Raw genomic sequence first — 21,359 nt, 5'->3', positions numbered from 1 at the left:
GCGTCGGTCGTCCTGCTGGACCATTCTCGCGGAATTTCCTTTGCGGGACGCCAGGCACGCACGCGACGGAGGGGATGGAGCGGGGTCGCGACAGAACCCGCTCAAAGTCATCGGAGAAGGCCCATTTCGGCTTGGACCTCAGCCGATTTTCGTGTAATGCGGCCCGCAACCCGGCGGTTCGGGCAAAAACCGGTCGTAGCCGTTGCGTTTCCGGCAGGACCATCTTTCAGCTTGATTAGCGGCATTCTGCCCGCTAACGAAGACAGACAAACAAAAGACGAGGATGCCCAAATGAGTGACACCGCAGAGCGCGTCAAGAAGATCGTCATCGAGCACCTTGGCGTCGATGCCGACAAAGTGACGGAGCAGGCGAGCTTCATCGATGATCTGGGCGCCGACAGCCTCGACACGGTCGAACTCGTCATGGCGTTCGAAGAAGAATTCGGCGTCGAGATTCCCGACGACGCGGCCGAGACGATCCTGACCGTCGGCGATGCGGTGAAATACATCGACAAGGCTTCGGCCTGATATTTTCCGCAGTCATCACCGGGGAGGACCTGCGATGAGGCGTGTCGTCGTCACGGGCCTTGGGCTGCTGTCACCGTTCGGCATGGGCTTCGAGCACAGCTGGAAGGAATTGCTGACCGGCCGCAGCGCTGCCAAGCGCGTCACCGAATTCGAGGTGGAGGATCTTGCCTGCAAGATCGCCCACGTCATTCCGCGTGGCGACGGCAGCAATGCCACCTTCAATCCCGAGGCCGTGCTCGAGCCGAAGGAATTGCGCAAGGTCGGCGACTTCATCCTGTACGGGATTGCCGCCGCCGACGAAGCGCTGAAGGATTCCGGCTGGGAGCCGAAGACGCACGCCGAGCAATGCGCCACCGGCGTCCTGATCGGCTCCGGCATTGGCGGCATCGAGGGCATCGCCGAGAACGCGATGATCCTCAAGGAACGCGGCCCCCGCCGCATCAGCCCTTTCTTCATCCCGGGCCAGATCATCAATCTTGTCTCCGGGCAGGTTTCGATCCGGCACGGGCTGAAGGGCCCGAACCATGCCGTCGTCACGGCCTGCTCGACCGGCGCCCACGCCATTGGCGATGCCGGGCGGTTGATCATGTGGGGCGATGCCGACGTGATGCTCGCAGGCGGCGCCGAAGCGCCGGTGACGCGGCTGTCGATCGCCGGCTTCGCCGCGTGCCGGGCACTGTCGACGGAGCGCAATGATTCGCCGCAAACGGCGTCGCGCCCCTATGATCGGGACCGTGACGGCTTCGTTATGGGCGAGGGTGCCGGCGTTGTCGTGCTCGAGGAGCTCGAGCATGCCAAGGCGCGCGGCGCCAAGATCTATGCCGAGGTGACGGGTTATGGACTCACCGGCGACGCGCATCACATCACCGCGCCCGCCGAGGATGGCGATGGTGCCTTCCGTTGCATGACGGCGGCACTGAACCGTGCCAAGCTGACGCCTGCCGATGTCGACTACATCAACGCCCACGGCACCTCGACCATGGCCGACACGATTGAGCTCGGCGCCGTCGAGCGGCTTGTCGGCAATGCCGCGTCGAAGATTTCGATGTCGTCGACCAAGTCTTCGATCGGCCATCTGCTTGGGGCGGCGGGTGCCGCCGAAGCGATCTTTTCGATCCTCGCCATCAGAGACAATGTCGCGCCGCCGACCATCAACCTCGACAACCCGGAGCGAGAAACAGCGATCGACCTGGTTCCGAACAAGCCGCGTGCCCGCCAGATCGACGTGGCGCTGTCCAATTCCTTCGGCTTTGGCGGTACCAACGCGTCGCTGGTCTTCCAGCGCTACAATGGCTGATCGTCCGGCTGCCGGACGATGCTTTGGCGTGCCGTCAATTTTGCCATATTCGCCTCTACTCTGCCGCTGGGGATTCGTTGGGCGATCAAACGGTAGGGCGAAATGAATACAAATCCGGCAGGCAACGGAGAATTCGGGCAGCGGCCGGCGACATCCGGACCGATCGTGCCGAAAACGGCCAGCGAGGCGTTGCGGCCGGAGGCCGGCACGCCGCCGCCGAAGCGCTCGCGTGCGTCACGCAGCCAGGTCGTCGTGTTCATGAACTTCGTCATCTCCTCGGTGATGCTGATGGTTCTGGCGGCCGGCGTCGCGGTCTATTTCGGCAAGCAGGAATTCACCGAACCCGGCCCCTCGGCCAATGGTGACACCTTCCTGGTCAAGCCGAACACCGGTGTCCAGGATATCGCCGACCAACTCGAACGCCGCGGACTGGTCAGCGACGCTCGGATCTTCCGCCTTGGCGTGCGCGCCTTCGGCAATGATTCCGCGCTGAAGGCCGGAGAGTACGAGATCAAGCCCAGGGCTTCCATGCGCGACATCATGGAGCTTTTGAAGAGTGGCAAGTCGGTGATGTATTCGCTGACCGTTCCAGAGGGGCTGACGGTCGAGCAGGCGCTGCAGCGCATCGCCGGCGAGACCGCCTTGAGTGGCGATATGCCGGCGACCATTCCTCCGGAGGGCAGCCTCGCCACCGACACGCTGCGATTCACGCGCGGCGCGACGCGCCAGCAGATGGTCGACAAGCTGCTGGCCGATCAAAAGAAGCTGGTTGACGATGTCTGGCAGCGGCGCGCGCCGGACCTGCCGCTGGCCAACGTCGAGGAGTTCGTTACGCTGGCCTCGATCGTCGAGAAGGAGACGGGCAAGGGTGACGAGCGTTCACGGGTTGCCGCCGTCTTCTTGAACCGGCTTGCCAAGGGCATGCGGCTGCAGTCCGATCCAACCATCATCTACGGTCTGTTCGGCGGCAAGGGCAAGCCGGCGGACCGGCCGATCTACCAGTCGGACATCCAGAAGCAGACGCCCTACAACACCTATTTGATCAACGGCCTGCCGCCGACGCCGATCGCCAATCCGGGCCGTGCGGCGCTGGAGGCGGTAGCCAATCCGTCGAAGACCGACGACCTCTATTTCGTCGCCGATGGCACAGGCGGGCACGTCTTTGCCGCGACTCTGGAAGAGCACAACGAGAATGTCGCCCGCTATCGCGCCTTGCAGAAGAAGCAGGCCGATGACGCCGCCAAGGCCGCCAACACCACCGGCGCCGTCGACAGCAATGTCGACAAGCCCGCTGACGGCGGCCCCGCTGGCAGTGCCGACGATAGCGGCGACGCGGGCGCTGCCCAGTAGAATAAAGAAAGGCGTTGCTCACCGGGCGACGCCCCGACATTTGCAAGAGCGCCGCGCGTCCGATTTCGACGTGTCCGCGGCGCAGTCATTTTCAAGCAGCACTTGCTCCTCTCCGGAAAGCCGGTCTCGGGGTGATGCGCCAGGGACTTGTGGACGATATGAATTTGCAGAGCATGACCGGTTTTGCGCGTGCCGTCGCCGAGCATGAAGGCACCTCGATCGCCTGGGAGGTCAAGTCCGTCAACGGCAAGAGCGTCGAAGTCCGGCTGCGACTGCCGCAAGGCTTCGAGCGGCTGGAACCGGCCGTCAGGCAGACACTTCAGAAGCGTTTTGCACGCGGCAATTTCCAGGCGACGCTGACTATCGGCCGCGCCGCCGGCGCGCAGGCGCAGCCGGTTGTCAACGAAGCCTTCCTGAAGGACCTGGCCGGGCTCGCCAAGCGGCTGCAGGAGCAATTCGGCGTTGCTCCCGCGACATCGGACGGATTGCTTTCGCTGCGCGGCGTGCTCGATATTCCCGAAACTGTCGAAACCGAAGAGGCGAGGGCCGCGCTCGATGCCGTGATCATGGTCGCGCTCGAGATCGCCCTGGCTGGGCTCGAACAGGCACGACAAAGCGAGGGCGCCGCGCTGGCTTTGCTGCTGTCGGGCCATATCGACACAATCGAGGCGCTGACGCTGCGGGCAGAGGCTGACCCGTCGCGCGAGACGGCGGCGATCCGCGAACGCATCGCCGAGCAGGTCAGGCTGCTGATGGATGCTTCCGCCAACCTGGACGCCACCCGGCTGCACATGGAGGCGGCATTCCTCGCCACCAAAGCCGATATTCGCGAAGAGATCGACCGGCTGAAGACGCATGTTTTATCAGGTCGGGCACTGATTGAAGGCGGCGGCGCGGTCGGCCGCAAGCTCGATTTTCTGGCACAGGAATTTAACCGCGAATCGAATACGTTGTGTTCGAAGTCGAACGCCGCCGCCGTCACCGCGATCGGGCTGGAGTTGAAGGCAGTGGTCGACCAGTTTCGTGAACAGATCCAGAATCTGGAGTAGCCGATGGTTGCCAAGGATTTGGGGTCCCGCATTCGCCGCCGGGGCCTGATGCTCGTCCTGTCGTCGCCGTCCGGCGCCGGCAAGTCGACGATCGCGCGCAACCTTCTGGAAAGCGATTCCAGCCTGGAACTGTCGGTCTCGGTCACCACCAGGCCGCGCCGCGGCAGCGAGATCGAGGGCGTCCACTATCATTTCCGGACGATGCGCGAGTTCGAGCGGCTGCGCGATTCCGACGCGCTGCTGGAATGGGCCGAGGTGCACGGCAATTGCTACGCGACACCGCGCGAGCCAGCCGAACTGGCGCTGTCTGAAGGGCGCGACATGCTGTTCGACATCGACTGGCAAGGTGCCCAGCAGCTCAAGGAGAAGATGCGCGCCGACATTGTCTCGATCTTCATCCTGCCACCGTCGATGAAGGAATTGAAGGCGCGGCTGAAGCGCCGCGCCGAAGACCAGGAGGCTGTGATCGAAACGCGGCTGAAAAACGCCCGCAACGAGATCGAGCACTGGAAGGAATATGATTTCGTCATCGTCAATGACGACCTCGACCGCGCCTTCGCCGAAGTGCGCGGCATCGTCGTCGCCGAGCGGCTAAGACGCGATCGCCGGCCAGGCCTGTTCGATTTCGTCTCGGGACTGTTGGACGAGAAGACGGGCTGACCGGCTTTAGGGCGCTATGCCATCGACCAGGATCAGATTGCGGCTGAGCGCTGCATCGCGCACGTCCAGTGCCGCCGCGTACTCGGCGGAGGCGTACCAACGCCTGGCCCGTTCCATGTCTGGAAATTCGACGACGATCAGCGGTTCGGGATGCCACATGCCTTCCAGCGTCTCTACCCGCCCGCCACGCACCAGATAGCGCCCGCCATGCTGGGCGATGGAGGCTGCGGCGCGGGATCGGTAGGTCTCGATCGCCTCTTCGTCGCGGATCGTGACATCGGAAATGACATAGGCGGGCATTTTGATCCTCCGGCATGTTGGCCAGATTATCTATGCCTCGACCAAAGCGCTTCCAGACCCGCCGGCACTACACCGCGTTGGTCAGCCGCACGAATTCCTCGACGCTGAGCGTCTCTGCCCGGCGTGTCGGATCGATGCCTGCACGGGTGAGCAGCGCCTCGCCCCCCAAGCTTTTCACGCTTTGCCGCAGCATCTTGCGGCGTTGGCCGAAGGCGGCTTCGGTGACGCGGCCGAGTTTTTTCACCTCGGCGGCCAGCGGAGCCACGCGCGGCACCAGATGCACCACCGAGGACGTGACCTTCGGCGGCGGCGTGAATGCCTGTGGCGGCACGTCGAAGGCGATCCTCGCCTCCGTTCGCCAGCCGGCAAGAACGCCGAGCCGGCCATAGCTGTCGCTGCCGGCGGGCGCGACGATGCGCTCGGCCACCTCGCGCTGGAACATCAAGGTCATCGAGGTGTAGAATGGCGGCCAATCGCTGACCGTCAACCAGCGCACCAGCAGCTCCGTGCCGATATTGTAGGGCAGGTTGGCCACGATCTTTACCGGGCTGCCGCTCCCGGCCGCTCGACTGGCAAGTGCCGCGAAATCCGTCTTCAGCGCGTCGCCGGACACAATCTCGAGCCGGCCGGGATAATGATCGGACACTTCGGCAAGGGCTGCCAGGCAGCGTTCGTCACGCTCGATGGCGATCACGTGGCGCGCTCCATTGGAGAGCAAGGCGCGGGTCAGCCCGCCGGGACCGGGACCAACCTCGATCACGGTTGCATCGGACAAGTCGCCGGCGGTGCGGGCGATCTTGCCGGTGAGGTTGAGGTCGAGCAGGAAATTCTGGCCGAGCGCCTTCTTGGCTTGTAACCCATGACGTTCGATCACCTCGCGCAGCGGCGGCAGCCCGTCGATGCTCATCCCTGCGGTCTCATGCGGCAACCGGCCTCGTGTTCGTGTCGGCCAATTGCCGGGCAAGCTTCAATGCCGCCATCAGGCTGTCGGGCCGCGCCACGCCCTTGCCGGCGATGTCGAAGGCGGTGCCGTGGTCGGGCGAGGTGCGGATGAAGGGCAGGCCGAGCGTGACATTGACCGCTTCGTCGAAGGCCAGCGCCTTGGCCGGGATCAGCGCCTGGTCGTGATACATGCAAAGGGCGACGTCATAGCCTGCCCGTGCCCGGGCGTGGAACAACGTGTCGGCCGGCAGCGGGCCGAAAGCGTCGATACCTTCGGCTCGAAGGATATCGACCGCCGGACGCACGATCCGCTCGTCCTCGAGGCCCATGGCGCCGCCTTCACCGGCATGCGGATTGAGCCCGGCAATGGCGAGCCTCGGCCTTGCGATGCCGAAGCGGCTGGCGAGGTCGGCGGCGGTGATGCGCGCGGTGGCGACGATCAACCCGGTGGTCAGTGCCTTGGGCACTTTCGCCAGCGCGATGTGGATGGTGACGGGAACGGTGCGCAGGTCGGGGCCTGCCAGCATCATCACCGGCATCGCCTCGACGCCGCTGTGCCGGGCTGCCAGATGCGCCAGATATTCGGTATGGCCGGGAAAGCGGAAGCCGGCATCGTAGAGCGGCTTCTTGGCGATGGGGCAGGTGACGACAGCCAAGGCTTCGCCGGCAAGGCAGTCGGCGACGGCACGGTCGATGGCTTCGATGGTGGCGGCCGCATTGGCCGGGTCCGGCCGGCCGGGGCTGTCGATGCCGCGGGCAGTCAGCGGTACGATCGGCAGGGCGCGGGCAAAGACTTGCGCAGCTTGTGCTGGTGTCGTTTCGACCATTGGCAGCGAAATGCCGAGGAGGCGCGCCCGGGAGGCGATCAGCGCCGGATCGGCGAGCAGATAGAAGGGGGGCAGGGCGGCAGCCTCGCGCGCCATGAAGGCGGCGATGGCGATCTCCGGTCCGATGCCGGACGGATCGCCGGCGCTCAACGCGAGCGCAACCATTGTGCTGCTCACGTCAGCGCTTGACGATGCGGGCTTTCGCCTTCAGCTCGTCGACATATTTCTTGCTGAGCTCGTCGGCGTTCTTGTCGCCGGAGCCTTCGTTCTGGAACACCATCTGGGCGACCTTGTCGTCGGACACTTCGCGCGAAGAGCAGATGCCGATGAATTCGACACCGCGTTCGGTCGCGCGCGTGACGGTGGCGCCGCCGACCTTGGTGGCCTTGATCTGTTCGGCCCAGTCCGGCGGCAGTTGCGGCGCCAGCACCCGGCCCAGATCGCGAACGGTGACATCGATCAGACCCTTGGCGAATTCGCGCGTCGTGTCGCAGCCGCTGAAGCGGGCACGCATGGCGTCGGCCTCGCGCTTGCGCTTGGCCAGCGTAGCGCTGCGTTCGGCCGCCGGCACCACGAAGATGACCTGCTGCAGCATGTACTCGGTAGCGCTCGGCTTGGCGCCGCCCTTTTCGAGCATCTTCCTGACCAGGTCTTGTTCGCTGACGGCACCGGTGCCATCGCCGGAACGGTAGCGCGCGCTCAAGGCCTGGTTCCAGGCCATCTGGGCGCGGATGAATTCCTTGAAGTGGCTCTTGCCGACGCCTGACTTCTCCATGACGCCGTCGAGTTGGCTGAGCTGCATCTTGTTGCTCGAAGCAAAGCGTTGATATGCCGCCTCGACCTGCGCGTCGCTGATGCGGATGCCAAGCCGCTTGGCCTCGGCCATGCGCAGCGTCTGGTCGATCATTTCCTGGCCGGCGTCGCCCTTCTTGCGCTGCAGCTTCAGGAAGGCGGCGCGATGGGCGATGTCGCCGGTGGTGACCGGAATGTCGTTGACGACGTATTTGATCTCGCTGGCGAAAGCCGGTGGCGTCATCATGGTGATCGACACGGATGTCGCCGCCACAAGCAACGCGAAACCCGCTGAAAAGAGGTATTTCCTCATCGTTGGCATCCCAATTCTATCCCGGTTCCGCCCAATTTTATCGTTTCCAGGTGCGCGAATCCGTGCCAGCCCTATGCGGCGAAACGATGTCGCCGATTGTTACTGGATCGTGTCGATGGCACTGGTCGACGTGCCGAAGTCGCCGAGGGTGCGGAACGACAAATTGAAGCCGATGCTTTGCGACACCGCCTTGGTATTTATGTCGCGCGACTGCGAATAGGTCATCAGATAGGTGAAGCAGGAATCGTTGTAGGCGAAGCCGACGCCGTCCTTGACCAGCACGCTTTCCTGCAGGTCGTAGGTTCCGGTGCCGAAGACGCGCCAGTTCTCGGCGAGATGCGTCGATGCACCGAGCGTGACCTCGTGGCGGTCGGTCGTGAACCCGTATAGTGGCTGGGCCTGGATGAAGGCGTATTTGGCGCTCAGTGACACCGGCAGGCCGGAATAGGCAGCTTTCACCTCGGTGCGGCGGTTCTCGAAGGTCTGTTCGTCGAAACGGCCGCTGATCGAGGCAGCGAATCCGTTGGGACTGCTGATGCCGAACAGACCGACATAGTCGGACTTGGTCGTGTCGAGGCCGGAATTGGCGCCGACATTGACCAGGTCCGGTGCGGCGAAGGAATTCTCGCCGCCGATCTGGTAGGATTGGCCGAAAATCGCATTGGTACCCCAGCCATTGTTGTATGAGCCGGAATAGCGGAAGCCGACATTGGCGCGCGAACCGCCTTCGACACGGTCATAACCGGAGAACTTGTCGCGTTCGAACAAGGTGGTCGCGTCGAAGACCATGCTTTGGGCGTCTTCGTTGGGAACGGCGAGACCGCCTACATACTGCTCGTTCGGGCGCATGAAGACCTGCGCCATCGGCTCGATCACGTGATTGGATCCGCTGGCCATGGAAAACAGCACCGGCCAACGCATCTCGAGGCCTGCGGTTGCCATGAAGCGGGCAAACGACGAGCGCATGTCGTCCTGCTGGCCCAAATTTGTTGCCATCTGATTGATGGCGTCGAGCGAAGCCGACGACGCGTTGAGGTAGTCCACGTCGCCCTGCAGCGCGAGCAACGGCGTCAGCACCAGTCCGTCATCGGTGACGAAGCTCCGCTTCCACTCGGCCTCGGCTGTGAGCCGTCCGGATTCGCCTTCGATGCCAGGAACACGCTGCGTGGGGATGTAGAAGGTCTTGTCGAGATCGTCGCGGCTGATGACGCGGGCGTTGACATTGAGCGACAGCTGGCCGCCGGCCACCGACACGTCGGGAATATAGGCGTAGTCGAGCGACGGCAGCACCCATGGCTGCTGGCCGCTTCGCGCAGAGATGTTGTCGTTGGGTGTATCTTCCTGCACGTCGAAGTGCATGGCGCGCACGTCGAAATAGTTGCGGCCGTTGAGACCCGTCAGATAGACCGTCGACTGATGGACGGAGGCACTATACTTGTCGATGTTGTAGGTGTTCGCGAAGTTCTTGTCGGTCTGCAGCAACACGTCCCAGCCAAAATTCCAGCGCGGATTGATGGCGAACTGGCCCTGCGTGCCCATCATGCCACGGAATTTATTGGGATCGCCCGCTGAGCCCGAATCGACATTGTGGCCAGCGGTGCTGGGGAAAGCAGTCGTGTCGAGGAAGGCATCGGGATCCTGCTGGTGGATTCCGGCGATCTTCAAACTGTACTGGCCATTGTTGAAACGCTGGCGCCACTCGGCCTCACCGAGGAAGCCCTGCTTGGTATAGCCGGTGCCGGTGACGGTCAGGTCATAGGTCGGTGACAAGGCGAAGTAATAGGGAATTTTTACGCCGACGCCGAGATCGCTCTTGTAGACGATGCTGGGGATCAGGAAGCCGCTCTTGCGCTTCACCGTCGGGTCGGCAATCTCGAATGCAGGCAGATAGGCGAGCGGAAAACCGAAGAACTCGAAATTCGCATTCTCGAAGCGAACCGTCTTCTTCTCGCCGTTCCAGATGATCTTCCTGGCCTTGACGCGCCAGGTCGGCGCTTTGTCGGGCTTGTCCTCGCACGGTTCGCAGGCGGTGTAGACGCCATTGTGGAACGTGGTCAGCACGCCGCCCATGCGCTCGGCGCTTTCGGCGGCGAAATAGGCCTTGTCGATGGTTTCGACGCGCAACGCGTTGACGAAGCCGTCGGCGAAGTCATCGGTGATGTCGATATGTTCCGAATTGATCTTGGTGCCGTCGCTGTTGATGACTTCGACATTGCCGCTCGCGACCATTCGCTTGGTGTTGCGGTTGTATTCGACCCGCTGGGCGACAAGGCGATTGCCACCATAGTCTATCTGCACGCCACCGACGGCGGTCACCGTCTGGTTGTCGTTGTTGTAGACCAGCGTATCGGCCGCCAGCAGCATCTGTGAGCCGGACGGAACCGATGTTGCCATGTCGCCGACATCCTGCGCGAACGCCGGCATCGGGACGGCGCTGGCAAACAGGCACGCCAAGGCGGTCGCCGCATAGAGGCGCGCCAAACGGGCCTGCCTGTTGCTGGGCAAAAACGCTTCCCTCACTAGCCGTCTTCCTTGTATAGCAGGAAAGTCACCCCGAAGAACATAGCCACCACGACCGGCACCCATGCGGCTACGACAGTCGGCACGAATCCCGCCACGCCGAATGCCTTCACCAGCACCGAAACGACATAAAGCAGAAAGCCAGCGATGATGCCACCCAGAATCATCGTCGCCGATTGCCCCATCCTGGCAAATCGCATTGAAACCGTTGCCGCAATCAGCGTCATGGCGACGAGAAGGAACGGCAACGCCACCAGCGAATCAAACTGCATGGCAAAGGCATTTGCCTTGAGTCCGAAGGAGCGGGCAACCTCGATCTTTCCGGGCAGTTCATAGAACGGGATGGTTTCGGGCCGCGCCAGCCGCTCTTGCACGAATTCGGGCCTCAGATTGGTAGGCACGCGATCGCTTGCCGATGCCTGGATCGTGCCGCTCTTGAGCGTCTTGACGTCCTGCAAGTCCCAATAGCCGTCGCGCAGGAAGGCGCGCGCGGCGTCCTTGCGCTCGACGATGTTGCCTTGCGGGTCGAGAATGAAAAAGACGACATCGGCCATCTCCATGCCCTGGTTGAGGATGGCCCGCGCACCGATGATGGTGTCCCCCGAGCCGGTTTTCTGCCGGATCCAGGGTGCGGCATCGGCTGAAACCGTGTTCGATTTGCCGGAACGCAGCTGGGTTTCGATCTGCTCGGACCAGGAGAATGCGTGTGCGGCGAGCGGATTGATGACGCCCACCGACAGGACGCCGAACAGCAAGGCTCCGATGCAGCATGGCAAGAGGAATTGCCAGGCGGAAACGCCGGCGGAACGCGCGATGACCAGTTCGTAGCGCCGGTTGAGCGACACCAGCGTCGCCATCGCCGAGAAGAGACCGACAAACGGCACTGTCTGCAGCATGATCATCGGCATGCGGAGGCCTGAGATGGCCACTGCCGTCCCGTAGGTGAAGCCGGGCAGGCCGGTGGTGCGGCCGGAGAGCTCGGTGAAATCGATCAGGAACACCAGCGCCAAGAGGCCGATGAAGAACCAGATGGTGATCGTCACATAGCGGAAGAAGAAATAGCGGCCCAGCGTCCAGCCCATCAGCCGACCCCTTGCCCTGAAGTGCGGCGCCTGGACAAACGCAGCTTGAGAGCGTTCCAGCTGTCACCGATGTGGGTGGCGAAGTTTGTCATCCAGTCCGCCCACGCCACCGGCAGTTCCATGGTCCGGTTGGAGACGATGAACCAGATCGCCACCGCGGAAGCCACGATCGGCACGCCATAGACCATATAGGCATATTGCGGGATGTCATCGGCCTTGCTGGCGGCAAAAAAGCCCAGCCAGCGCACGAACAGTGATATCCCTATGGCCGTGATGAGCGGATTGACACGCGCCTCGCGGTGCGAGCGGGCGTCTCCGGCGACCGCGAGCGCGATGAGCGCGAAGACCATGGAATACGTCCATTCCGAAAACCGCTGGTTGACCTCGGCCAGGTATTCGTAGGGGTTCTGCTGATAGCTCTTGTCGTTGGCACTTGGGTTGAGCAGATACTGGGTCGTCTGGTCCTTCGGCAGGAGCGTCACCGCCGAAGCCGCCGCCATGAAGGCCGACATATCGAAGGCATAAGAGGTGAACCGGATAACGGAGAGATCCCCGGTCAGCGTTTTGCGATGGATGACGCCGTCATTCATCATCAGCACCTTTTCGCCGCCGCGTTCGACGATGCTGCCGGTCTTGGCGTAATAGACGAGGTTGACGCCTTCTTCGCGTGAATCGGCGACGAAGATGCCGCCCAGCCGATTGTCGGGAAGCCGCTCGCCGACCTGCAGGAACAACCCGTCCTCGATCTTGCGGAAGGTGCCTTCCTGGATGATCAGCGACAACAGATCCGCGCGTGATGACGCCACCAGGGCGCGGTTTTTCTGCCGTGCATAGGGGTCGATGCCGTTGTCGACGGCAAAGGAAAAGACGGCGGCCGCGAGCGCCAAAAGCATGATTGGTCGCACGATCGTCCAGCGCGAGGCGCCCGCGGCGTTGACGACGGCGAGCTCGGAATCCGAATTCATGACACTGAGTGTCTGTGCGACCGCCACCACCAGCGCAAAAGGCACCACGATCGGGATGATGGACGGAAGAATGAGGGCGGCGACCTCGAAGAAGGTCAGCGCCGATTGGCCGCTGTCGGTAACCAGGTCGATCTTTGCCAGCACCTGCGTCGTCCAGACGATGGCCAGCGTCCAGACAAGCGCGGCCATGAAGACCACGAAAGCGCGGCGCATGATGTAGCGTTCAACGACCTTCATGAAGGCTTTTCTCGATTTTCTCGAACGGCATCATGCCACCGCACAAGGGTAGCTGTCCGGCGGCGCCCGCACAACTGGCTCCAACAGAGGCTCGACCCGGTTCCCGTCCCAAGTCAGCTGCCCCGGCGGGCCGGAGTGTCGGCGGGAATGGATAAGAAAGGGAGAACATCGATGGTTAACAACAGGTTGCGGCAAAAAGCGGGGCCGTGCCGCGAAGAATCATTATCGATTCCGTAGGTCATATGGGATGCGAATTCGGCAAAGTCTTGCCAAATGCCGGAAAACGACCAAATGTCGCGCATCGTCTCGAACCGCTTCCCCAAAAGCCGCGCATTCCCCGAAAGCAGGACATGATGAGCCAAAGACCGTCGATCGCCTTCGCCAAATTCTCCGCACCCCAGACCGCGTCGAACAAGAAGGGCACGGTCTTCGTGCTCTCGGCGGATGAGGGCGGCCTGAGCGACGCAGCCAAGGCTTGCGATCCCGGCAAGACACTGGAGCGGGCCTTTCCGGTGGCCGAGTTCACTGGCAAGTTCGCCAACGTGGTGGAAGTTCTGGCGCCGCAGGGGGCGTCCATCGACAGGCTGGTGGCGGTAGGCGCCGGCAAGGTGTCGGGACTCGACGACTATGCGTGGCTGAAGCTTGGTGGCACCATTGCCGCGTCGCTGCGCAAGGCGACCGACGTGGCCGTGGTGCTCGACCTCGCCGGCGCGTCGCCAAGTGGCAAGGATGCGGCAAGCCTTGCGGCGGGCATTCTCCTGCGCAGCTATTCCTTCGACAAATACAAGACCAGGAAGGACAAGGACGACGGCAAGGCCGAGCCAAAAAAGCCGGTCAAGGTGACCATCCACACCGCCGATCCGGCCGCGGCGAAAAAGGCTTTCACCGATGCCGAGGCGGTGATCGAAGGGGTGCTTCTGGCGCGCGACCTCGTCAACGAACCGGCAAACGTGCTCGGGCCGGTCGAGTTCGCCGCCCGCGCCAAGGAACTCGAGGCGCTCGGCGTCAAGGTCGAGATCCTGGGCGAGAAGGAGATGAAGAAGCTCGGCATGGGCTCGCTGCTCGGTGTCGCGCAGGGCTCGCCGCGCGGCGCCCGCATGGCGATCATGCAGTGGAACGGCGGCAAGCCAAAGGACAGTCCGGTTGCCTTCGTCGGCAAGGGCGTCACCTTCGACACCGGCGGCAATTCAATGAAGCCGGCGTCCGGCATGGAGGACATGAAGGGCGACATGGGCGGTGCCGCCGCTGTCACCGGCCTGATGCATGCGCTGGCCGCGCGCAAGGCGAAGGCCAATGTCGTTGGCGTCATCGGTCTGGTCGAAAACGCCGTCGACGGCCATGCCCAGCGTCCCGGCGACATCGTCACCTCGATGTCGGGCCAGACCATCGAGGTGCTCAACACCGACGCGGAAGGCCGCCTCGTGTTGGCCGATGCGCTGTGGTACTGCAACGACCGCTTCCAGCCGAAATTCATGGTCAATCTGGCGACGCTGACCGGCGCCGTCATGGTCGCGCTCGGCCAGCACCATGCCGGCCTGTTTTCCAACAATGACGAACTGGCCGAAAGGCTGACGGCGGCGGGGCAGGCTACACAAGAGCGGCTGTGGCGCATGCCGCTCGGCGCCGAATACGACAAGCTGATCGATTCCAAGAACGCCGACATGAAGAACATCGGCGGCCGCTATGGCGGCGCCATCATCGCGGCGCAATTCCTGCAGCGCTTCGTCAAGGATACGCCGTGGGCGCATCTCGACATTGCCGGCACGGCAATGGGCTCGCCGTCCAACGAGATCAACCAGTCCTGGGCGTCGGGGTTCGGCGTCAGGCTGCTCGACCGGCTGGTGCGCGACAATTATGAGCAGTGAGCGGATTCAATCACTATAGAACGAAGCGATGGCCGACGTCCTGTTCTACCACCTGACCGAATCGACGCTGGAGGATGCGCTGCCAGGCCTCCTGGAGCGCAGCATCGATCGTGGCTGGCGCGCCGTGGTGCAGACCGGCACCGAGGAACGCCGTGATGCGCTCGACCAGCATCTTTGGACCTTCCGTGACGATTCGTTCCTCGCCCACGCAACCGATCGGGAGGCCCATCCCGGCGAACAGCCGATCCTGCTGACCACCGGCGACGGCAATCCCAACCAGGCCAAAATAAGGTTCCTCGTTGACGGCGCGGTGCCGCCCGACCTTGGCGGCTACGAGCGCGCGGTGTTTCTGTTCGACGGCCACGATGCCGCCCAGGTCGAAGCGGCTCGGGGAAACTGGAAGATGATGAAGGACGCCGGCCATGCCGTCACCTACTGGCAGCAGACGCCAGACCGCCGCTGGGAGCGCAAGGCCTGATACATGTCGCCCAAAAATGGCCTCGGTTTTGGGAGAACGGCTGCATAAAAACAAAGATCTAAAGTAAAGCATGTCGCCTGAACCGTTCAGTCGGCCCGCTTTACCAGTGGCTTGTCGCGGAAGACAGTATCTACTGCTTTGCCTTGATCCGGTCCATTTCCCTGGTGACGTAGTCGCCGTATTTCAATTTCATCGCCTCGTCCGACCGGTTGTGATGCGAACTCCTGAAAACATACCACTCGCCACCAGGTGATTTACGCTTGTAGATCACGTTGCCTGCCTGGCGATGCTCGAAGCAGGTCATCGAGCCCTTCACACCCCAGGAGCCGTGCCATTGCGCGCGGTAGCACAACTTGCCGCCGCCGGGAATGAACCACATGCCGTCGCCATAGCCCGACTTGCCTTTGTCGTGGGTCCAGGCGTCGAACTGCCGCTGTTTGACGGCAAAGAACCCGGCGCCCTTCTTGGCCCACAGCCACGAATGGTTCTGATAGATCTGGTAGACGCCTTCGTCGGGAACCGCGGTGGCTTTTTGCGCCTGCTCGGCGATTTTCGTCGCCGTTTTGGCTGTCGCGGGGATCTGGAAGGCAAGAACAAGAACGGAGCAGGCGAAGGCCGATCCGAGACGATTTCCTAGTATTCGTTTCACGAAACCCCCCCCACGGATTGATTTATGCCATGCCTCAACCATCTTCCCGAACCGCTGGTTCGGGAAGGATCACGATCAAACAAGGAGATGGAGACCCATCCCGATCACGTCGGGATGGGTAGGCACGATGCGTCTACGGCAGGACGTGCTGGGTCACCCGCCAGTCGGGCAGACCGTAGCCATCCAGCCACGGCCACACTTCCTTCTGGTTGAAGTAGACGACCGAGGTCAACGCTGGGAACTCCGCATAGGATTTACGGGTATCTTCCTGCCACTTCGAGACATAGTCCTGCTTTCCGACATAGCCGAGTTCCGCCACCACGATCGGCTTGTTGAACCCTGCCACGCGGTCATAGCCGGGCTTCAGCATCTCGGCGAACGTACGATCATGACCGGCCTCGTTATTGTCCTTTTTCTGCAGACCGAACACCGACAGGCCGATGACATCGACGTAATCGTCGCCAGGGTAGTATTTTTCCAAGCCCTCTTCGCCTTTGGGTGACCACATGTACTTGGCGGCCGGCGCGGCTTTGCGGCAAAGATCGACTTCGCGCTTGTAGGCGGAAATCCAGTCCTTGGGCGCCCAGTTGGCCCAGGTGAAGCGGCCGTTCTTGTCTTCCATCTCCTGCGCCCAGCGAATGGTCACCGGGCTCTTCATCTGTCCCACCAGGTCGCAGATCGCCTGCATGTTGGCGTCATATTTGCCGCCCAGTATGCCGTCGCGCAATTCGGGCGGGGTGATGCGCCAGTCCTTCGACCAGGTCCACGGCTCAACCGTGATCAGCAGCGAACGGCCGCGTTGCAGCGCATAGGCGTCGGCCTGTGGCAGCGTCGCCAGATCGACGTCCTCCCAGGGTAGGAACAACTCCTCGATGCTGGCACTCTTGTCGGTGCTGAAGTCCCCATAGGGATCATAGGATCCGAATGCGGAGGCGGCACTGCTCGTCTGAACGGGGTCCGTCCCTGCGACGGAGCCGGCGCCTCCTGCGGTGGGGAACGCGGCGCTCCCGCCCAATACCAGCGCGATTGCAAGTGCATTTGCTGCAGAGCGTTTCATGTCTGACCTCCCATGGCTTCAACTTCCCGCGGAAGTAAAGCTTCGCCCGTGCGCATCGATGTTTGATCGACACGACTATCCAAAACCAATAAGCCCTAATGGCGCAATCTGCGGGATTTCGGAGCGACCATCGGCGGGTGTGCGAGCCTTCGCACAGAGCCCACCCAAATTATCTCTCACGGCACCAATACCGAGGAGCTACTGAGAGAAGTTCGCCGCGATACTCACAAATTCGCGTCAATATCCCGATATATCATCACTAGCTAATTTAAGAGCCGGTCAGGGCCAAGAGTCAAGTGCAATTAACGGTTGCTTAACCTTAACACGCGCGACATGGTTAACGCTGCTAGCGGACCGGTTCCCTCCGAGCAGCCTCGCCCCCGTCAGCCGGCACTGAAAAATTTGCCGGCTTGTCCCGACAGGGCTGGTCGGTTGCGATTATTCCGCCCCGATTCAAAGGCGTCAGGTAACCAAGCCTCAGGGATCGTAGTTAACGAATACTTAATTTAGTTGACTCTAAGCAAGTGCGGGCTGATTCTGCCGCCGGGGTTTGAGAGCTTTCAGCCTTCTGTCGGCGGAAGCCCAAGTGGCGGCGAGTAAGTTATGAGTGCTTCCGTACAGGCACGCATCATCGGCCATACGAGCAGACGGGCGCATCGGTCTGAAGCGGCTCTGGCCGCCACTGCGCGGAAGGGGCCCTTTCTGGTGCCCGTTCTGTCGGCCACTCAGCAATGGATATTGAGACTCGCGCTGGCCTTCTGGTTCGTCACACTCGGGTTTTTCTGGATCTGGTGGCTGAAGCCCGAGCATGTCGAGCGTGTCGGGCCATACACATTCGCGACGCTCATTCTGCTCTGGCTCACGCTCATGCCGCTGTACTTCCTCTTGAATGTGCATGCGTCGAAGAAACCGTCCAAGCTTCACACGATCCCGAAGCGTTCTCGGGTCGCGATGGTGGTCACCAAGGCCCCGTCCGAACCGTTTGCCGTGGTTGCGCGCACGCTCGAAGCGATGCTGGCGCAGGATTACCCACATGACACCTGGCTGGCGGACGAGGACCCTTCCGAGGAGACGGTTCGCTGGTGCGAGGCTCACGGCGTGCTGATTTCGACGCGGCGCGGCAGGGAAGACTATCACCGCACGACATGGCCGCGCCGCACCCGCTGCAAGGAAGGCAACCTGGCGTTCTTCTATGACCACTATGGCTATGAGCGTTACGATTTCGTTGCTCAGATGGACGCGGATCACGTACCGACGCCGACTTATCTCAGGGAAATCCTTTATCCCTTCGCCGATCCCTCGGTTGGCTATGTCTCGGCGCCGAGCATTTGCGACAACAATGCCGCCGAGAGCTGGTCGGCGCGCGGCCGGCTGTTTCCGGAAGGGATGTTTCACGGCCCCCTGCAGTCCGGCCATACGGGCGGTGGAGCTCCGCTCTGCATCGGCTCGCATTATGCCGTGCGGACCAAGGCGCTGAAGCAGGCGGGCGGTCTCGGTCCGGAACTGGCGGAGGATCACTCCACCTCCATGCTGATCAACGCGGCCGGATGGCGTGGGGTGCACGCGCTCGACGCCATCGCCCATGGCGACGGCCCACAGACCTTTGCCGATCTCGTGACCCAGGAATTCCAGTGGTCGCGAAGCCTGGTGACGATCCTGCTCGAATATTCTCCCACATATTTTCCCAAGCTTCCGCCGCGGCTGAAGTTCCAGTTCCTGTTCTGCCAGCTCTGGTATCCGCTGTTCGCCGTCTTTGCGCTGCTGATGTACGTCACGCCGATGTATGCGCTGTTCACCGGGCGTAACTTCGCCAATGTCATGTACGCCGACTTCCTCGTCCACTATGTGCCCAACGCCGTCGCCCTGGTTGGCTTGGTTATGATGCTGAAGGCTTTCGGCCTCTCGCGCCCGATGACGGCCAAGACGATCAGCTGGGAAGGCACGCTGTTCCTCTTCTTCGCGCGCTGGCCCTGGGTGCTCGCCGGCACGCTGTCGTCGATCCGCGACTATCTGACCAAATCGTTCGTCGATTTCCGGGTCACGCCAAAGGGCAGCGGCCCAAAGAACCTGCTGCCGGCCCGCGCCCTCGCTCCCTATGTGGCGCTGGCGATCGGCGCGGCGCTGCCCGTGCTGCTCGTGGATCACCCCTTCGACGCCACCGGCTTCTACTGGTTCGCCGCCTTCAACGCCTTCCTCTACGGGCTTCTGGTGGTGGTCATCGTCGTAAGGCACGTCATCGAGAACAGGATCCCGTTGCGTGCCAATGCCGCGAAAGTCGCCTTACAGGCGTCGCTTGCCACGCTGGCGCTCGCCGTTCCGGCCGTGAGCTTCTACGATCGCGGCATGGAAGGCGTCTATGGCCTGCAGCAGGGCGCCGGCGGCCTCCGCATTGTCAGGATCGCCTATGTGGTTTCCGGCGCCGGCCAGGGCGACATCGGTGCCCGCAATTTCTACTTCGATCCAGCTTGGGGATCGCCCCGCTGACGCCGTGAGGCGTACGCGCGCAAGCAGCTTCCTGAATTGCATTTGGCTTGATGGCTGCCGGCGACCGCGGCAGTGGCGGGCGCGAGCTCAAAAGATCAAATTTTAATAATATCCGATCGAGCGCTGAAAGACCGCGCTCATCATGTCGCTTGCACGAATTTTAATAAGCTTCCTCTAATATTTCGCCACGATGTGAGCGGCGATGGGCTGCTCACGTGGCGCGGAAAAGCAAATAAGAGAGAATAGATCTCCGCGCTCCAGCAACTTGTATTCGTGGCAGGGGAAGGCGATGAAAAAATTTATGGAAAGCGGGGCAAGGATCGGCAAGAAATATGCCTGTGCATTTGCCGCTGTTGCATTGATCTCGATGGTGTCCGGTTGCCAGGGCATGGATGCGACCAGCTCGATCGGCACCAAGCCCGTGGTTCATACGCTCGGCAAGAAGGTGCACTACATCAAGAACAAGCGGCTGCATCTGATCAACCGCAAACCGCTCACACAAATGACCACCGTGACGCGCACGAGGCAGGAGGCCTATGCGGCCTTCGTGCGGCCGCAGCGGGTCGGCAGGCCGGCGCCGGTGAAGATTTCCTATAGGCCGGGCAATGGCGGCCCGTTCCTGGGTCATTCGCCCTGGATTTGCGGCCCGAGCGGTTTCGGCCAGCGCGCCAGCTGCCGTTCGCGTTACTAGAATCGAACCCAAAAGTGGCGGCGCGATTTGACTGAAGAGTCGGCCGCTCTGGTCTTCGCCGGGGGGCGAAAGTCGAGGGCGAGAGGTTGGCGCATGCGTTGCGCCTTGCCTCTTGCCCTCGACCGCCATTCTTGGCGAAACCAGTCGACGAACCTTGCCAGCCCTTCCTCGGTCGGCACCTTCCTGGCAGCCGGCTGAGCCGATCATCACAATCGGCATGGAACCTCCAGGGTGTTCCGATCAGGTCACGATGGCCGGCTAGGGCGTTGCCAGCCGTCATTGTCACCGGAAGCCGGCCGCGGCCGCGCGACATAGGCCGATGCTCCATTCGCCTCGTGATAGACACGTGCCAGCATTTCCGCCAGCACGCCCGACGTCACCATCTGCACCCCGGCGATGAGCAGGAAGAAGCCGGTGAACAGCATCGGACGTGTTCCGATGTCCTCCGCGAAAAGCAACTTGAGGCAAAGCAGGTAGGCGAGGATGAGCGAACCCAGCGCGCCAAGCACAATGCCGATGCCGCCGAAGAAATGCCCGGGCCGTGTGCGATAGCGCATGAAGAAATACATGAACACCAGATCGAGCACGACCCTGAAGGTGCGCGAAATGCCGTATTTGGACTGGCCGTGGATGCGGGCATGATGCGTCACCACCTCCTGCGCGATGCGTCTGGGGGTCGTCACCGTGGCCAGCCAGGCCGGGATGAAGCGGTGCATCTCACCATAGAGCTTGACGCTGCGGATCACGTTGCCGCGATAGACCTTGAGGCTGCAGCCATAGTCCTTGAGGCGCACGCCGGTGACACTCGCGATCAGTGCGTTGGCGATGCGCGAGGGCAGTCTGCGCATGAAAAAACCTTCCTGGCGGTCCTTGCGCCAGCCGACCACCAGGTCGAGATCCTCGCTCTGCAGGCGGTAGACCATGCGCGGGATGTCGAAGGGATCATTTTGCAGGTCGCCGTCGATCGTGGCGATGACGTCGCCGCGCGCCGCGTCGATGCCGGCCTGCATCGCGGCGGTCTGCTTGTAGTTGCGCACCAACTCGACCGCATGCACATGCGGGCCGTAATGCATTGCCAGGCGCCTGATCTCGCTCACCGTCCCGTCGGTGCTGCCGTCATCGACCAGCACGACCTCCCACGGCTGGTCGTAGCGCTCCATCGCCTGGTGAATCCGTGCCAGCAACGGCTCGACGTTGTCGGCCTCGTTGTACATGGGTACGACGATGGACAGCGTATGGTCCGGCATTACCGCGCCGTCAGGCAGTCCCGAAG

At 62.3% G+C, this 21,359-nt stretch carries 19 protein-coding genes; 9 read left to right on the top strand and 10 right to left on the bottom strand.

Going from position 1 to position 21,359, the window contains the following annotated elements; all coding sequences use genetic code 11:
- Window positions 1–291: 291 nt before the first annotated feature.
- From NKH03_RS04510 to gmk, 5 genes are all read left to right on the top strand, one after another.
- Window positions 292–528 carry an acyl carrier protein gene (locus NKH03_RS04510; protein ID WP_006203723.1) on the top strand — a complete coding sequence of 79 codons (237 nt, stop codon included), beginning with the start codon at window positions 292–294 and terminating at the stop codon, window positions 526–528.
- 34 nt (window positions 529–562) lie between these two features.
- Window positions 563–1,825, top strand: a complete 1,263-nt coding sequence (gene fabF / locus NKH03_RS04505) for a beta-ketoacyl-ACP synthase II (protein ID WP_352967295.1) — start codon at window positions 563–565, stop codon at window positions 1,823–1,825.
- Between the two features lie 102 nt (window positions 1,826–1,927).
- Window positions 1,928–3,175 (top strand): endolytic transglycosylase MltG, encoded by a 1,248-nt coding sequence (gene mltG / locus NKH03_RS04500; RefSeq protein WP_352967293.1) that lies wholly within the window; start codon window positions 1,928–1,930, stop codon window positions 3,173–3,175.
- Between the two features lie 158 nt (window positions 3,176–3,333).
- Window positions 3,334–4,224, top strand: coding sequence for a YicC/YloC family endoribonuclease (locus NKH03_RS04495; protein WP_352880834.1), 891 nt, complete (start codon window positions 3,334–3,336; stop codon window positions 4,222–4,224).
- Between the two features lie 3 nt (window positions 4,225–4,227).
- On the top strand, window positions 4,228–4,884 hold the full coding sequence (gene gmk / locus NKH03_RS04490) for a guanylate kinase (RefSeq protein WP_013532512.1): 657 nt from the start codon (window positions 4,228–4,230) through the stop codon (window positions 4,882–4,884).
- A 6-nt stretch (window positions 4,885–4,890) separates the two neighbouring features.
- Here the strand turns inward: gmk and NKH03_RS04485 are convergent, their stop codons facing one another.
- From NKH03_RS04485 to lptF, 7 genes are all read right to left on the bottom strand, one after another.
- Window positions 4,891–5,184 carry a DUF1330 domain-containing protein gene (locus NKH03_RS04485; RefSeq protein WP_352880836.1) on the bottom strand — a complete coding sequence of 98 codons (294 nt, stop codon included), beginning with the start codon at window positions 5,182–5,184 and terminating at the stop codon, window positions 4,891–4,893.
- A 67-nt stretch (window positions 5,185–5,251) separates the two neighbouring features.
- Entirely contained in the window at window positions 5,252–6,091 is an 840-nt protein-coding gene (gene rsmA, locus NKH03_RS04480) for a 16S rRNA (adenine(1518)-N(6)/adenine(1519)-N(6))-dimethyltransferase RsmA (RefSeq protein WP_352868149.1), read from the bottom strand.
- A gap of 10 nt (window positions 6,092–6,101) precedes the next feature.
- On the bottom strand, window positions 6,102–7,118 hold the full coding sequence (gene pdxA, locus NKH03_RS04475) for a 4-hydroxythreonine-4-phosphate dehydrogenase PdxA (protein ID WP_352868146.1): 1,017 nt from the start codon (window positions 7,116–7,118) through the stop codon (window positions 6,102–6,104).
- A gap of 13 nt (window positions 7,119–7,131) precedes the next feature.
- Window positions 7,132–8,067 carry a SurA N-terminal domain-containing protein gene (locus NKH03_RS04470; RefSeq protein WP_352868144.1) on the bottom strand — a complete coding sequence of 312 codons (936 nt, stop codon included), beginning with the start codon at window positions 8,065–8,067 and terminating at the stop codon, window positions 7,132–7,134.
- A 90-nt stretch (window positions 8,068–8,157) separates the two neighbouring features.
- On the bottom strand, window positions 8,158–10,578 hold the full coding sequence (locus NKH03_RS04465; RefSeq protein WP_352868141.1) for an LPS-assembly protein LptD: 2,421 nt from the start codon (window positions 10,576–10,578) through the stop codon (window positions 8,158–8,160).
- Window positions 10,578–11,663 (bottom strand): LPS export ABC transporter permease LptG, encoded by a 1,086-nt coding sequence (lptG, locus tag NKH03_RS04460; RefSeq protein WP_352880879.1) that lies wholly within the window; start codon window positions 11,661–11,663, stop codon window positions 10,578–10,580. The genes NKH03_RS04465 and lptG overlap by 1 nt, the downstream gene beginning before the upstream one ends.
- Entirely contained in the window at window positions 11,660–12,862 is a 1,203-nt protein-coding gene (gene lptF, locus NKH03_RS04455) for an LPS export ABC transporter permease LptF (protein ID WP_352868138.1), read from the bottom strand. The genes lptG and lptF overlap by 4 nt, the downstream gene beginning before the upstream one ends.
- A gap of 353 nt (window positions 12,863–13,215) precedes the next feature.
- On the opposite strand from lptF, the gene NKH03_RS04450 reads away from it, so the two are divergent.
- A complete protein-coding gene (locus tag NKH03_RS04450; protein ID WP_352880847.1) occupies window positions 13,216–14,727 on the top strand; it encodes a leucyl aminopeptidase in 1,512 nt (503 codons plus the stop codon).
- A 28-nt stretch (window positions 14,728–14,755) separates the two neighbouring features.
- Entirely contained in the window at window positions 14,756–15,205 is a 450-nt protein-coding gene (locus NKH03_RS04445; RefSeq protein WP_352868133.1) for a DNA polymerase III subunit chi, read from the top strand.
- Window positions 15,206–15,335: 130 nt separating this feature from the next.
- On the opposite strand, the gene NKH03_RS04440 is transcribed toward NKH03_RS04445, so the two are convergent.
- Window positions 15,336–15,854 carry a DUF995 domain-containing protein gene (locus NKH03_RS04440; RefSeq protein WP_352967291.1) on the bottom strand — a complete coding sequence of 173 codons (519 nt, stop codon included), beginning with the start codon at window positions 15,852–15,854 and terminating at the stop codon, window positions 15,336–15,338.
- 133 nt (window positions 15,855–15,987) lie between these two features.
- Window positions 15,988–16,911: a glycoside hydrolase family 26 protein gene (locus NKH03_RS04435; protein WP_352967289.1), complete on the bottom strand. Its 924-nt coding sequence runs from the start codon at window positions 16,909–16,911 to the stop codon at window positions 15,988–15,990.
- Between the two features lie 603 nt (window positions 16,912–17,514).
- On the opposite strand from NKH03_RS04435, the gene NKH03_RS04430 reads away from it, so the two are divergent.
- Both NKH03_RS04430 and NKH03_RS04425 read left to right on the top strand, forming a co-directional pair.
- Window positions 17,515–19,395: a glycosyltransferase family 2 protein gene (locus tag NKH03_RS04430; RefSeq protein WP_352967287.1), complete on the top strand. Its 1,881-nt coding sequence runs from the start codon at window positions 17,515–17,517 to the stop codon at window positions 19,393–19,395.
- Between the two features lie 289 nt (window positions 19,396–19,684).
- A complete protein-coding gene (locus NKH03_RS04425) occupies window positions 19,685–20,086 on the top strand; it encodes a hypothetical protein (RefSeq protein WP_352880857.1) in 402 nt (133 codons plus the stop codon).
- Window positions 20,087–20,331: 245 nt separating this feature from the next.
- On the opposite strand, the gene NKH03_RS04420 is transcribed toward NKH03_RS04425, so the two are convergent.
- Window positions 20,332–21,333 carry a glycosyltransferase family 2 protein gene (locus NKH03_RS04420; protein WP_502913486.1) on the bottom strand — a complete coding sequence of 334 codons (1,002 nt, stop codon included), beginning with the start codon at window positions 21,331–21,333 and terminating at the stop codon, window positions 20,332–20,334.
- Window positions 21,334–21,359 lie beyond the last annotated feature (26 nt).

Origin of the sequence: Mesorhizobium sp. M1406, assembly GCF_040317555.1 — a bacterium.
Taxonomy (GTDB): Bacteria; Pseudomonadota; Alphaproteobacteria; order Rhizobiales; family Rhizobiaceae; genus Mesorhizobium.
This window is presented reverse-complemented; position numbering and strand designations above follow the sequence as displayed.

Coding starts and splice junctions, on each gene's coding strand:
- NKH03_RS04435 (WP_352967289.1), bottom strand. CDS start 16,911: ATGAAACGCTCTGCAGCAAATGCACTTGCAATCGCGCTGGTATTGGGC.
- mltG (WP_352967293.1), top strand. CDS start 1,928: ATGAATACAAATCCGGCAGGCAACGGAGAATTCGGGCAGCGGCCGGCG.
- pdxA (WP_352868146.1), bottom strand. CDS start 7,118: ATGGTTGCGCTCGCGTTGAGCGCCGGCGATCCGTCCGGCATCGGACCG.
- rsmA (WP_352868149.1), bottom strand. CDS start 6,091: ATGAGCATCGACGGGCTGCCGCCGCTGCGCGAGGTGATCGAACGTCAT.
- NKH03_RS04470 (WP_352868144.1), bottom strand. CDS start 8,067: ATGCCAACGATGAGGAAATACCTCTTTTCAGCGGGTTTCGCGTTGCTT.
- fabF (WP_352967295.1), top strand. CDS start 563: ATGAGGCGTGTCGTCGTCACGGGCCTTGGGCTGCTGTCACCGTTCGGC.
- lptF (WP_352868138.1), bottom strand. CDS start 12,862: ATGAAGGTCGTTGAACGCTACATCATGCGCCGCGCTTTCGTGGTCTTC.
- NKH03_RS04445 (WP_352868133.1), top strand. CDS start 14,756: ATGGCCGACGTCCTGTTCTACCACCTGACCGAATCGACGCTGGAGGAT.
- NKH03_RS04420 (WP_502913486.1), bottom strand. CDS start 21,333: ATGCCGGACCATACGCTGTCCATCGTCGTACCCATGTACAACGAGGCC.
- NKH03_RS04510 (WP_006203723.1), top strand. CDS start 292: ATGAGTGACACCGCAGAGCGCGTCAAGAAGATCGTCATCGAGCACCTT.
- gmk (WP_013532512.1), top strand. CDS start 4,228: ATGGTTGCCAAGGATTTGGGGTCCCGCATTCGCCGCCGGGGCCTGATG.
- NKH03_RS04425 (WP_352880857.1), top strand. CDS start 19,685: ATGAAAAAATTTATGGAAAGCGGGGCAAGGATCGGCAAGAAATATGCC.
- NKH03_RS04450 (WP_352880847.1), top strand. CDS start 13,216: ATGAGCCAAAGACCGTCGATCGCCTTCGCCAAATTCTCCGCACCCCAG.
- NKH03_RS04430 (WP_352967287.1), top strand. CDS start 17,515: ATGAGTGCTTCCGTACAGGCACGCATCATCGGCCATACGAGCAGACGG.
- NKH03_RS04495 (WP_352880834.1), top strand. CDS start 3,334: ATGAATTTGCAGAGCATGACCGGTTTTGCGCGTGCCGTCGCCGAGCAT.
- NKH03_RS04485 (WP_352880836.1), bottom strand. CDS start 5,184: ATGCCCGCCTATGTCATTTCCGATGTCACGATCCGCGACGAAGAGGCG.